Annotated in this window: 11 protein-coding genes; 2 read left to right on the top strand and 9 right to left on the bottom strand. The window is 52.4% G+C overall.

All coding sequences use genetic code 11. The annotated features are described in order from the left end of the window. Positions 1-39: 39 nt before the first annotated feature. Positions 40-222, top strand: coding sequence for a 50S ribosomal protein L28 (gene rpmB, locus JOD20_RS16355; protein WP_041303856.1), 183 nt, complete (start codon positions 40-42; stop codon positions 220-222). A 498-nt stretch (positions 223-720) separates the two neighbouring features. Next, the gene (locus tag JOD20_RS16350; protein WP_054532437.1) at positions 721-1,779 is read left to right on the top strand and encodes a sigma-70 family RNA polymerase sigma factor; all 1,059 of its coding nucleotides are present in this window, start codon (positions 721-723) and stop codon (positions 1,777-1,779) included. 567 nt (positions 1,780-2,346) lie between these two features. On the opposite strand, the gene JOD20_RS16345 is transcribed toward JOD20_RS16350, so the two are convergent. From JOD20_RS16345 to JOD20_RS16305, 9 genes are all read right to left on the bottom strand, one after another. Then, the gene (locus JOD20_RS16345; protein ID WP_204756295.1) at positions 2,347-3,255 is read right to left on the bottom strand and encodes an ABC transporter permease; all 909 of its coding nucleotides are present in this window, start codon (positions 3,253-3,255) and stop codon (positions 2,347-2,349) included. Further along, positions 3,170-4,129, bottom strand: a complete 960-nt coding sequence (locus JOD20_RS16340; protein WP_204756294.1) for an ABC transporter permease — start codon at positions 4,127-4,129, stop codon at positions 3,170-3,172. The genes JOD20_RS16345 and JOD20_RS16340 overlap by 86 nt, the downstream gene beginning before the upstream one ends. Then, on the bottom strand, positions 4,126-5,679 hold the full coding sequence (locus tag JOD20_RS16335) for an ABC transporter substrate-binding protein (protein WP_204756293.1): 1,554 nt from the start codon (positions 5,677-5,679) through the stop codon (positions 4,126-4,128). The genes JOD20_RS16340 and JOD20_RS16335 overlap by 4 nt, the downstream gene beginning before the upstream one ends. Before the next feature lie 89 nt (positions 5,680-5,768). Beyond that, a complete protein-coding gene (locus JOD20_RS16330; protein ID WP_204756292.1) occupies positions 5,769-6,515 on the bottom strand; it encodes an SDR family NAD(P)-dependent oxidoreductase in 747 nt (248 codons plus the stop codon). 9 nt (positions 6,516-6,524) lie between these two features. Then, the gene (locus JOD20_RS16325; protein ID WP_204756291.1) at positions 6,525-7,511 is read right to left on the bottom strand and encodes a 3-oxoacyl-ACP synthase III family protein; all 987 of its coding nucleotides are present in this window, start codon (positions 7,509-7,511) and stop codon (positions 6,525-6,527) included. Positions 7,512-7,535: 24 nt separating this feature from the next. After that, a complete protein-coding gene (locus JOD20_RS16320; RefSeq protein WP_204756290.1) occupies positions 7,536-8,789 on the bottom strand; it encodes a glycosyltransferase in 1,254 nt (417 codons plus the stop codon). Further along, a complete protein-coding gene (locus JOD20_RS16315; protein ID WP_204756289.1) occupies positions 8,786-10,084 on the bottom strand; it encodes a F390 synthetase-related protein in 1,299 nt (432 codons plus the stop codon). The genes JOD20_RS16320 and JOD20_RS16315 overlap by 4 nt, the downstream gene beginning before the upstream one ends. Beyond that, complete coding sequence (locus JOD20_RS16310) at positions 10,081-10,896, bottom strand: MBL fold metallo-hydrolase (protein WP_204756288.1); 816 nt, start codon at positions 10,894-10,896, stop codon at positions 10,081-10,083. The genes JOD20_RS16315 and JOD20_RS16310 overlap by 4 nt, the downstream gene beginning before the upstream one ends. Beyond that, on the bottom strand, positions 10,897-11,877 hold the full coding sequence (locus JOD20_RS16305; protein WP_204756287.1) for an NAD-dependent epimerase/dehydratase family protein: 981 nt from the start codon (positions 11,875-11,877) through the stop codon (positions 10,897-10,899). Between the last annotated feature and the right edge of the window lie 3 nt (positions 11,878-11,880).

The raw sequence follows: 11,880 nt of genomic DNA, 5'->3' as shown, positions 1-11,880 counted from the left end.
GGGTGGCTCTTTTTAAGTCTCAACTACGGAGGTCCGCCCATGGCAGTCTGCCAAATGACGGGGAAAAAGCGCTCCTTCGGCCACAATGTGAGCCACGCTAAAAACCGTACCAATCGCTCATGGAAACCAAATATCCAATGGGCTATGGTTGAAGTTAATGGTCAAATGAAGCGAATGAAAGTTAGCACCCGCTATATTCGCACCATGTACAAAGATCGCTAATGGTTTTATCACCGCAGAGGTGCGTTGCGGCAAGGAACCTCGGTTTTGACCGCAACGCATTATAGCGGATAGCTATACCCTTTGCAATAGTTTTTAACTATTATTTGACCTCATTTCAAGCCACTTTTTGATACCTAACAATTCGATAAATCCCCCAATGCATACAATAGTCCCATTGTACACTAGCACTTTACTCCTAACCTATGAAGAAACTTTGAACATCTATAAACTACCCCTTTTGGCTTATTGATCTTGACGAATCTCTTGCTATACTATACTTGTTATACTGTAACTGTAAGAATTACAGTTCGTGGCGTGGTTTTTGCTTCAGACATCATCCAGGATGTTGTAAGCAGCCCGTCACAATCCAGCAAACATCCAAGCTAACCAGACGTAACGTAGTACATTGTATAAAGAATCCTGCGGGTTCAATAGATAGCTTTCGTGCGCCGCCAGCTAGCGAAAGCCATAGTGGGCGTAGCCCAGCGAGCGTGGACGATGACAAAGTATGAAACGATGAATGTAGCAAAAAACCAACCGGAGCTTGAAGATGCCCCTGAGGGCTGGGAGCTTGAGCCGGGTTTTAATGATGAAGACGCAGAATTAGCCATAGTAAACCTACGCCGCAAGAAAACGCTCTATTCCGAGGCTGTCGAAGATTCAGTCCAGATGTATTTGCGTGAAATCGGCGAGGTCGAATTGCTTACCGCCGAGGAAGAAATTACTCTCGCCAAACAAATTGAAACTGGGCGCAAGGCGGAGCTCCAGTTGCAAACCGAGCAATACGCAACCTGGGACGAGCGCAAAGCGCTCGAACGCCGCGTCGATTATGGCAACGAAGGCCGGCGCAAGCTAACTCAAGCCAATTTACGCTTGGTGGTCAGCGTCGCCAAAAAATATATCGGCAATCATATGTCGTTCATGGATTTGATCCAAGAAGGCAATATTGGCTTGATGCGTGCCGTCGAAAAGTTCGACTATCGCAAAGGCAACCGTTTTTCAACCTATGCTACCTGGTGGATTCGCCAAGCAGTCACGCGGGCGATTGCCGAACAAAGCCGCACGATTCGCTTACCAGTTCACTTGAGCGAATCAATTGCGCAAATGCGCCGCGTTGCCTACCAGCTTGAACAAGCCCTGCAACGCGAGGCCACTCCCGATGAGTTGGCCGATGCCTTGGGCGTAAGTTTGCGCAAGGTCAAGCGCATGCTGAATGCCTCGGTGCAGCCAGTTTCGCTTGAACAACCAATTGGCAAAGAAGGCCAAGGTCGGGTTGGCGAGTTTTTGGCCGACGATACCGATGAAGCGCCACTCGAGCAAGCAACGCGCATGATGTTGCACGATGAGTTGGCCGATGCACTTTCGCAATTGCCCGACCGCGAACGCCAAATCTTGCAGTTGCGCTATGGCTTGGCCGATGGCAAACGCCGCACTCTCGAAGAAGTCGGGGCTGAATTCGGGATTACCCGCGAACGTACCCGCCAAATCGAGGCCGAAGCAATGCGCCACTTGCGCCAACCCAATGTTGGCCAACACCTCCGAGCATATCTTGACTAAGCGGTTTTTACTATGGCTTACGAACCCTCGCTACCGTTCTGGTGGCGGGGGTTTGTTTTTGATCCACGAAGGACACCAAGGGACACGAAGGCCGGAAACCGCGAAGGACGCGAAGATCACGAAGGTTAAGTTTTTTAGCCACAGATTGCCCAGATTGTTTGGATTATGTTCTTTGCTCTATGTTCTATGCTCTATGTTCTTTTATTTTTTTCGCCACGAATTGCCCGAATTGCCCGAATACGTATTTTTTGCCACAGATTGACACAGATTTGTGGGATTATGTTCGTGCCAGACCAACACCAATAGCCAATAGCCCATAGCCTATAGCCATACGTTCTCTGCGCCTCTGCGTTAAACCCAAACTTTTAGCCACGAATTGCACGAAGAATTATTTTTAGCCACAGATTGCCCAGATTTGTTTGATTCCTGTTCCTATAGCCTAGAGCCTTTTGATTTTTGCCTTCTGACTTTTGATTCGGCATTTCATCCCTCATCCTTCATCCTTCTGCGCCGCTGCGCCTCTGCGTTAAATTGGTCTCCCGATCCCCAACCCCCGATCCCCACTCTCTACATTCTATCAATATCCAAGCGATCACGCAGGGCATTGCCCAAGAGATTGATCCAAAGCACGGTTGTGGCGATGCACAGGCCTGGAATGATCATTAGGCGTGGCTCACGTTGAAAAAATGTCCGCGATTCGTTAATCAAATTGCCCCACTCTGGAGTTGGTGGGTTGAGGCCAAAGCCAATAAACGACAAAGCCGAGAGATTCAAAATCACGCTGCCAAAGTTGGTCGTGGCAACCACAACAATCGCGCCAAAGAGGTTGGGCAGCACATGCCTGGTTAGAATCGCCAGCGGTTTGACCCCAATGACCTGCGCACCTTCGATATAGGGCATTGCCAATTCTTTCATGATCAAGGCCCGATACATGCGGGCATACCACGTCCAATTGGTCAGCACCAAGGCCAGCAGCAAATTGCCAAACGAGCGCGAGAGAATCGCACTTAGCGCCAAGGCCAACAACACTGCTGGAATTGCTTGCAAGGTTTCAGTGATGCGGCTCAGTAGATAATCAAGCCAGCGCGGTCCCAAGGCACAGCATGCCCCAATGAACAAGCCCAAACAGCTTGTGCCAACGCAGACCAAGGCCGCACCCAATAACGACCAACGCCCGCCAATTAAGATTCGGGCTAGAACATCGCGCCCAAATTGATCGGTGCCTAGTGGATTGCTCAACGATGGCGGGGCCAAACGCTCAGCAACATTCTGCGCCAGCGGATCGACCTGCCAAAACAATGGGCCGATACTGACGGCTACAACCATGAGCAGCAACATTGCCGCTGCCAAGCGACCAAGGCTGCTCAATTGCGGTTTGGTACGTTGCTCATCAGCCTGTTGAGCTTTGGCGATGTTGGCGGAGCCGTGGGTCAAGCGCTGCCATACCGAGGTCAGCGCACCAGTTAGCGATAACATAGATTCCTCCTGCAATCAACACCGCCAAGCCCAAAACTGGCATATCGCCAATTAACGCCGCCTCAACCGCCATGCGCCCAATCCCGGGATAGGCAAAAACATGCTCGATAATCACCGTTCCAGTCAGCAAAAATGCTATTTCTAGGCTAATTGGGGTGATCAAACTGGCAGCAACATTGGGCAGGGCATGGGCAAATAACAAGCCATGTTCCGAGCGACCTTTAGCCCGCGCAGTCACGATGTATTGTTGATTCAGCACATCGAGCGTCGTAGCACGCACGAGCCGCGAGGTCAGGGCAATATTGGGCAAGGCCAAAATAATTGCTGGCAGCAACATACCTTTAAATGTGGCGCTGCCCAAAGCTGGCAACCAACGCAGTTTGGCAGCAAAAACCAAAATGAGCACCAAGCCAATCCAAAAGCCAGGAATTGCCGCCCCGATGACCGCCAACAGTTGCGCCGCATGGTCTAATAAACTGTGGCGTTTGATTGCGCTGAGCAAGCCCAAGGGAATTGCAATGCTCAGCGAGAGCATCAAGGCCAAGCCAGCCATCAGCAAGGTTGCTGGCAAACGCTCACGATACATCAGCCAAACAGGCTTGCCCGAATGGTAGCTGCTGCCAAAATTGCCCTGCACAATGCCGCCAATCCAATTGCTATATTGCTTGAGCAACGGTTGGTCGAGGCCAAGCTCGCGCCGTTTGGCCTCGACCGCTTCGACTGGCGGCGCATCAAGACCGTTGGCATTCAACAGCATGCGGGCTGGGTCGCCTGGGGCAGCATGAATAATCAGAAAGGCCAGCACGCTGACCATCCATAAGACGATCAGCCCGCTTAGCAAGCGCCCAGCAATTTGGCGGAGCAAGCTACTCATTGATTGAGTTTCAATTCCTTGGTAATCAAATACACATCATTGGGATTTGGCACATAGCCACTGAGGCTGCCCTTGCGATAGGCCGTAATCAGGGGTGGGCTGGCAAGATAGATATTCACTGGATCATTTTTGACTTCGGTTTGAATCCGCTTGGCAATTGCGATCCGTTTGGCATGGTCTTGCTCGGCGCGCAGTTCTGCAAAGGCGCTTTCAATTGCTGGGTTGCTATAGCCAGCGTAGTTGTAGGCCGCACCCTTAATCAGCGTCGTGCCAACCGTGTATTGAGGATCTGGCGAGGTGCCGATTGAATACATACTGGCGTTGAAGTTGCCTTTTTCGACGATTTCGCCAATATCGGTCACTTCCTTGACCTCAACCGCAATTCCAAGCTCTTTCAATTGGGCTTGAATCGCGATTGCCATCAAGGTGATTTCGGCGCGGCCTGGGTAGCTGTGCAAGGTAAATGCCAGTGCTTGGCCATTTTTGCTGCGCATGCCATCGCTGCCGACAATCCAGCCTGCTTGGTCAAGCAATGTGGCAGCTTGGGCGGGATCAAAAATTTGGGCTTCGACAAGTTCAATCCCAACGCTTGCTGGATAGAGATTGGTTGCGACTGCACCTTGGCCATCAAGCGTCGCTTGCAACAAGGCTTGGCGATCGATTGCCAAGGTTATGGCTTGGCGCACCAAACGATCATCAAATGGTGGATTTGCACTATCTAACATAACATAATGCATGCGCGTGCCAGCAACGCTCTGAAGCTCAATATCTACTGGTATGCCGCTGGCCAAATCAGGCGCGACATTGGTCAACATATCCAAATCGCCGCTTTGCAACGCCAACGCACGGGCATTGGCATCGGGAATTTTCTTGACGCTGATTTTTTGCAAGCCTGCCTGACCATCCCAATAATTGGCAAAGCGTTCGAGCACCAATTCTTGGTCTTTTTCGAGGCTAATCGGCTGATACATGCCAGTCAACACCGAAACGCCATTGACCGCAGGCTTGTGAATGACGAAATTCCAGTTGGCAAGGCTATAGGGAATGCTGCCTTCGGCTTGGCTGGTGCTCAAATTCAGGGTGTAATCATCAATCACCGTGGTTTTGCTATCGGCAGGAATGAAGTTTTTGGCGGCACTCAAGTTTTGCCAGCTGCTATTGAATGAGGTAACTACATCGCTAGCCTTGAGTTCGCTGCCATCGTGAAAGCGCACGCCTTGGCGCAATTTAATTTGCCACGTCGTAGCATCGAGCGCGCTGACGCTTTCGGCCAACCACGGCTCAAGCTTATTATCAACAGTAAAGCGCATCAGGGTTTCGCCTGCGCCATAGGTCACCATGTTGTAGCCAGTCGAACCTTGCGCTACATCCAAGCCAACTGGCAAATTGATACCGGTACCAATCCGCAACACGCCGTTGGGATTGGCCGTTTGCTCGCTCGTTGCATTCGTCGAAGTTATTGTTTGAGCTGTTTCGCTGGCTGTGCCACAGGCGATTAACAACTGGATAAGCAGAATCAGCCCTAAAAGCTGAGCACCAAAACGCCGCATTGCCAAACCTTTCATTAGTAATTATTGATATTAAGTATCAACAAGGCGGCAATTGTAGTCGGCTGGGTTTGGTTTGTCAAATGCTTGCGCTAGGCGCTCCACAGCTTGATCAGCTGGCGATGATAGCGTTTGAGCAATGCTTGGAGCAGTTTTGGGCTGTAGCGTTGCAGCCAAAAAAGCAGTCGATCATTGATACTCAGTATAATTTCGCTTTCGCCAGCCAAATAGTGCTGAATAATGTGCTCGCCTACCTGGTTTGGCTCGGCTAGGGGAAAACGGTGGCCGCTTTGTTGGGCCATGGCGGCGGTCATTGCGGTTTTGCTGGCAGGCGGATAGGCCCGCACAACCCTGATTGTGGTTTCAGCGGCGAGCGCCAAGGCCCACGCCTCAAGCGCCGCTTTGCTCAAGCTATACAGGCTTGCGCCGGGCATGGCAACCCTGCTGACCGTGCTGCCAACAATCAAGATTGCTTTGGGCAAGAGGTGGCGGGTAAGCCAAATTGGGGATACCAGATTGGCAGTAATTGCAGCTAAAATGTGCTGTTCAGGTAGTTGTTCAAAAGCTCCGCCAGCGAGGATTGCAGCATTATGAATGATTAAATCGAGCTGAAGATAGCGGTGTTTAATCTGCTTGGCGAGTGTTTGCACCGCCTGCTGATCGCTTAAATCGCAAACGATTGGCCACGCTTGGCCGCCTGCCTGGGTAATTAAGCCAGCACTATGGGCTAGCTTTTCGCGGCGACGGCCAACCAGAATAATTGTTGCGCCCCGTTTGCCCAAGGCCAGCGCCATGGCCTGACCAAGGCCAGTGCCAGCCCCAGTAATCAACACAACCATCGCCAATTCCTAGTAAATCAAGGCCACCACGCCCAAGGTAATGCCAGCGCCCGAGCCAAGCAACACCAACCGATTGCCGCGTTGAATGCGGCCCTCGGCCACAGCTTCGGCCAACGCTAAGGGAATTGAGGCAGCAACACAATTACCACGTTTGGCAAAATTGCTAATCACTTGATCAGCGGTAAAGCCTAAGCGCACTTGCACTTGCTCAATGGCATGGCGGTTAGCTTGATGCGGAATCAAAGCATCGACTTCGTGATTTTGCCAGCCAAGATCGACCAAAAATTGCTTTACAAATTGCTGAAGCTCGCGGAACACAAAGCGAAACGCCAACGGCCCTTGCATCGAAAACCAATTCATGTCGGGCGTGGTGGTGGCTGCATTGGGATGCTGGTTTGAGCCGCCACCACGAATTTGAATCAAATCGCTACCATTGCTCCATGTTGTAAATTGGCTTCGTTCGAGGCTGCTGCTACCATCGCCACGCTCCAAAATAACTGCCGCCGCTGCATCGCCAAATAAAGCTGTCGATTGCCATTCGTTGGGGTCGAGCGCAACCGAAGCGCGTTCGGTGCTGACCAAAAGTACTCGTTTATAAACTCCGCTGGCAATTAAGGGCGCTAACACTTGCAAGCCAAACAGAAAACTTAAACAGGTAGCGTTTAAATCGAAACAGGCGCTGCGGCCTGCTGGTGCTTGTAAAGCCTTTTGCAATAAAGCGGCGGTACATGGAATATATTGATGCATGCCTGCTGCTGCCACCACAATCAAATCGATACTATCAAGCTCGTACTTGGCATCGGCTAGCGCTTGTTGTGAGGCTTGAACCGCCATCGTCAAGGCAGTTTCTTCCACCGCATAACGGCGCTCGGTAATGCCCGTGGTGCGCTCAATGATGCTGGAATCAACCCCAAAGCGCTCGGCCAAGTCGCTGGTGGTAACGATGGTTGCTGGAACGTAAGCGCCGATGCCGGCGATGCGCAGAGGAAACTGCATACTACTACCTCGTCATTAAAAAGTTCAAAACCGTTGCTCTAGCCATGCGATGGCTTGCTGTACGCCATGTTCAGCGGCTAATTTGCTGGCAAGCTGTTGGGCTGCGAGTTGATAATCGGTACGTTCGCTCAAGCTGCGCAACAGCTGCGCCAAGCGATCAATCTGCAATCGATTGGCTGGCACAGGCGCAGGCCCAGTTTTTAAAGCATACACCCGTTGGCCCCAAAAATATTGGTCGCCCAAAAATGGCGTGACCAACGCTGGCTTGGCGGCATGCAATGCGGTTGCCGTTACGCCAGCCCCGCCATGATGCACCACCGCCGCAACCTGCCCAAACAGCCAAGCATAATCCAAGCCATTAGCTGCGAAGCAATTGCTTGGCAAGTGGCCCTGAGCCAAATCACCCCAACCTTGGTTGATAATCAGGCGCAGGTTGGCTTTTTGGCTGGCTGCAATTAGCAATTGGCTTAATTCCGCGCCGCGCTGTTGGCCATGGATCATACTGCCAAAACTCACGGCGATTGGCGCTGGGCCTGCTGCCAGAAAATCACGCACTGCCGCCGGAGCTTGCCAGTTTGGCGCTGGTTCGAGCATCCAATAGCCAGTAATCGAGCCAGCGTTCTGCCAATGTGCAGGCGGCGGCGCAACCAACGCGCTATAGGCATACAAATTTGGCGGCTGAAACTGGCGGCTGCGTTGCCACAGTTGACCGACACTCAAGCCTGGTCGTTGCAAAAGCTGCTGGCGCGCTTGATTGAAGGCCATGCGCAGCACTTGCCATTGCACTTGTTCGGCCAGCGCATAGCTCATGCGGCGATAGGCAGGCCACGCCAATTGCGGCGTAAAATGATGCGCCGTTTGGCTGCTAGCGCCATACGGATGCATATGCGCCACCACCACTGGAATCTGTAAATGCTCAGCCAAATGTAGTGCAGGCCAGATGCCCAAACTTGCTACAATCAAACAATCTGCATCACGACATGCCGCCAACGCATCGGCGATTAATTGCTGAATAATTGGCGGGGTTTGTTGGAGAAATTGTTTGATAATTGCGCCGCGACCTGCTGCCAAACCCGCCGCCATTTGCTCAGGGTCAAGCAAAGCTTGAATCGAGCCAATCAAGGGGGCAAAGCGGCAGTCATAGCTTTCGACCAGCGCCCGATAATCGTGGGCGGCGGCGATGATAACTTGATGGCCTTGGGCCTGCAAACCAAGCGCCAAAGCGATAAACGGCTGCACATCGCCCCGCGAGCCAAGCGCCAAGATGCAATAGTTCATTGCCGAATTACCCGCCGCCGTTTATTCAGCGTCCCATAATCGATTGCGGCAAAATTGATGCTCAAATGATACGCGCTACAACCATATTCGGCTAGTTGACGCTGAATCTGCTGCTCAACCGCTGTACTAATCAATGTAGGATCTGTTGCATTCGCCACGGTTAAGGTGATTTGCAACTGGTCATCTGCTGGCTGGATGATTTGATATTCTAGAATTGCTGGATGCGCCAGGAGAATGGCGCGACGCAAGCTATCAGGGAACATTGCTTGGCGCTGGCCATAAGCGGTGAAATAGCAAATATCATCGCGCCGCCCTTCGATCTGTTCAATCACCGTGAAGCTGCTGCCACAGCTGCACGCTTGCGAACTCAAGCGCAACACATCGTTCAAGCGATAGCGAATAATCGGCTGGGTGCGCCGCCATAAATCGGTCACATACGGCGTAACTCGGCCTTGGCCCAAATCCTCAAAATCCAGCGCCACCAAATCTTCTTGAATGTGCAAACTGCCGTGAGCACACGAAATGGCGAGCAAACCTTCGGTTGCTTGATAGATTTGCTCGATTGGAATGCCAAAAAACCTGCTGAGTTGCGCTTGTTCATCTGAAGCCAACGCATCGGCCACGCTAATCATGCGCTCAGGTCGATGCGTCAATGCGCCATTTTGGGCTGCTGCGAGCAATTGCAACAGCAATGCTGGCGGTGCAACGATAATTGTTGGCTGGTAGGTATTCAGCATTTCAAGCTGCGGCTCAAGCGCTTGGGTCAAATCAAAATAGCGAAATTGAATCAAACGCCCGCCCAATTGTTGGTAAAGATTGCTGTTGGCACGCAGGAAAAAGGCAATTTTGGTTGGCTTGATGTGGTGTAATGTGCGGGCCAAAATCGTGCCAACCCACAGCAATTGCTCGGCGGGGCTAAGCAAAAACAAGCCGCGATGACCCGACGTGCCCGACGAAAGCCCAACCGTCAGATCGCCCAAGCGCGGCACAAAATCACGCTCTTGCTCTGCTTGTTGCGCCAGATCGAAAGCGGCAGCGGCTGGCACTTGTAAGGTATTGAATTCACGAAAATTGGCCATCATCAAGCGTTTATCGACGGTTGGCAAATTGCGCCAATCGCGCAGATCGTGGCCTTGCCAATGCTGGCGATAGAAGGCCGAATGCTGAGCCACCCACGGAATTAATTGCTGCGCTTTGGTATTTTGAAAATCTCGCAAGCGCTGCCGATTCAGCCGCCAACGCCAACGTGCCCGCCCAAAATACGCGCTTGTAATCAACATATCGCTGATGCTCATGCCTTGGCTACCTCGCTGGCATAAATTTCTGGGCAGTGGCAGGGCACAATCAACACCTCAGGGTAGGCTTGGGCAAAGGCGCTCAAGCGCGCCAAGGTCGTTGCCATGGCTTTGGCATCGTCGATCATCAAATAGGTAATTGGGTGCGGCAGCACTTGTTCGCGAATCGCCCGCGAGTGCCATGCACCATCTGCCGCCAGCAACATCGGGCGTTGATTGGCAACATACATGCCAATTTGGCCGCGCGCATGGCCGGGCAATTCGACCAAGCGCAACAGTCCATCGCCAAACAAATCGTGACTATTGCCCAAAGCAAACAACGGCTGATCGTTAAATGCATGAATTAAATGCAGACGTTGGTGCCAAGCTTGGGGAAATAAGCTTGGGATAATGCCCCGCCGCAAAGCATTAATCCCCTGAACTTGGCTGACCAACTCAAACGCCGTTGCCGACAGATACAACTCGGCCTGCGGAAAATCGGCCAACGCGGCTACGTGGTCGGCATGTGCGTGCGAAAGCACAATCCAGCCAATATCGGCGGCGCTCAAGCCATAGTTTGGCAGTTGATTGATCACTTCTAGCGCTGGCGATAAGCGCAGTGGCGTAGCCCGCCGATAGAGCGACCACGGCAAATGCTCGGTTGCGCTGAGCATCGCTTGGCTATAACCAACATCAAACAAGCCCCAACCTCGCTGGGGATGCTCAATCAAAGCCACAACTGCATGGCAATCGATAATTTGGCTGCTGCCATCGCGCACCATATGATATTCGGGCACGCGGCAAATTCCCGTATCCAGCAAGAAAACCTGCATTTAATCCACCTTTGTTGGCTGTTTGAGGGCGGCGATTGTGCGTTGAATGCCAAGCTCAAGGCTAATTTGTGGTTGATAGCCCAAATCGTGTTGAGCAGCAACAATCGAATGGGTTTGGCTGCGCGCCAAGGCCAGCACGCTATAGCGCGTCAACAATGGCTCGCGGCGAGTTACCAGACTAATACTTTCCATTATGCGTGCCATCAACAGGGCCACCGGCAAGGGCATTGGCCGCAAATCGCTCTGCACGCCCAACTCCGCTAGTACGCGCCGAATGACCGCCCACAGTTGCGGATGTTCGGCGTTGGTGATTGTGTAGGCCTTGCCAAGTGCCGCTGGTGCGGTTAACGCCAGCTCAATTGCATGCACCACGTTTTCCACATAGGTTAAATCAACCAAATTTTGGCCAGCGCCAAATTGGCGTAAGCGCCCAGCCCGCGCTGCCGCAATAATCCGTGGCAACAACGCTTGGTCGCCTTCACCAAAAATCGCCTTGGGCCGCAAAATCACGCTTGGCATTGCATGCGCCAGCACCAATTGCTCGGCCTGCTGTTTGCTGGCTGAATAGAGCGAGATTGGCCGCGCCGGATAGGGCGCAGTGTCGACTAAATCCAGCTGATCGTGGCCATTCGAAAGAACGCTTGGTGATGAAATAAACACCAAGCGTCCAACATTGTGCGCAGCACAACCAGCCAGCACATGCGCGGTTCCATCAACATTAATTGCCTGGAAATCACGGCGACTGCCCCACGGTGCCGAAAGTGCCCCGCTATGCACCACCAGATCGCAGCCAGCGCAGGCTGCAATTACCGCCTCGCGCTCGCGCAAATCTGCGATAATCGGCTGAATCCCAGCGTTCACAAGCTGCGGAACCTGCTGCCAGCGGCGACCCAAGCCCAGCACCGTATGCCCAGCTTTGTGCAGGGCCAAAGCGGTGTGCGAACCCAAAAAACCAGTTGCCCCAGTTACTAAAATGCGCATTCT

It is taken from the genome of Herpetosiphon giganteus, assembly GCF_016907925.1.
Taxonomy (GTDB): Bacteria; Chloroflexota; Chloroflexia; order Chloroflexales; family Herpetosiphonaceae; genus Herpetosiphon; species Herpetosiphon giganteus.
Note: the sequence above shows the minus strand (reverse complement) of the source record. Positions and strands in the feature narration are given on the sequence as shown.

What these genes read in the sequence shown, in the direction of transcription:
- JOD20_RS16325 (WP_204756291.1), bottom strand. Translation starts at nt 7,511, where the DNA reads ATGCAGTTTCCTCTGCGCATCGCCGGCATCGGCGCTTACGTTCCAGCA.
- JOD20_RS16310 (WP_204756288.1), bottom strand. Translation starts at nt 10,896, where the DNA reads ATGCAGGTTTTCTTGCTGGATACGGGAATTTGCCGCGTGCCCGAATAT.
- JOD20_RS16330 (WP_204756292.1), bottom strand. Translation starts at nt 6,515, where the DNA reads ATGGTTGTGTTGATTACTGGGGCTGGCACTGGCCTTGGTCAGGCCATG.
- JOD20_RS16345 (WP_204756295.1), bottom strand. Translation starts at nt 3,255, where the DNA reads ATGTTATCGCTAACTGGTGCGCTGACCTCGGTATGGCAGCGCTTGACC.
- JOD20_RS16305 (WP_204756287.1), bottom strand. Translation starts at nt 11,877, where the DNA reads ATGCGCATTTTAGTAACTGGGGCAACTGGTTTTTTGGGTTCGCACACC.
- JOD20_RS16335 (WP_204756293.1), bottom strand. Translation starts at nt 5,679, where the DNA reads ATGCGGCGTTTTGGTGCTCAGCTTTTAGGGCTGATTCTGCTTATCCAG.
- JOD20_RS16320 (WP_204756290.1), bottom strand. Translation starts at nt 8,789, where the DNA reads ATGAACTATTGCATCTTGGCGCTTGGCTCGCGGGGCGATGTGCAGCCG.
- JOD20_RS16350 (WP_054532437.1), top strand. Translation starts at nt 721, where the DNA reads ATGACAAAGTATGAAACGATGAATGTAGCAAAAAACCAACCGGAGCTT.
- JOD20_RS16315 (WP_204756289.1), bottom strand. Translation starts at nt 10,084, where the DNA reads ATGAGCATCAGCGATATGTTGATTACAAGCGCGTATTTTGGGCGGGCA.
- rpmB (WP_041303856.1), top strand. Translation starts at nt 40, where the DNA reads ATGGCAGTCTGCCAAATGACGGGGAAAAAGCGCTCCTTCGGCCACAAT.
- JOD20_RS16340 (WP_204756294.1), bottom strand. Translation starts at nt 4,129, where the DNA reads ATGAGTAGCTTGCTCCGCCAAATTGCTGGGCGCTTGCTAAGCGGGCTG.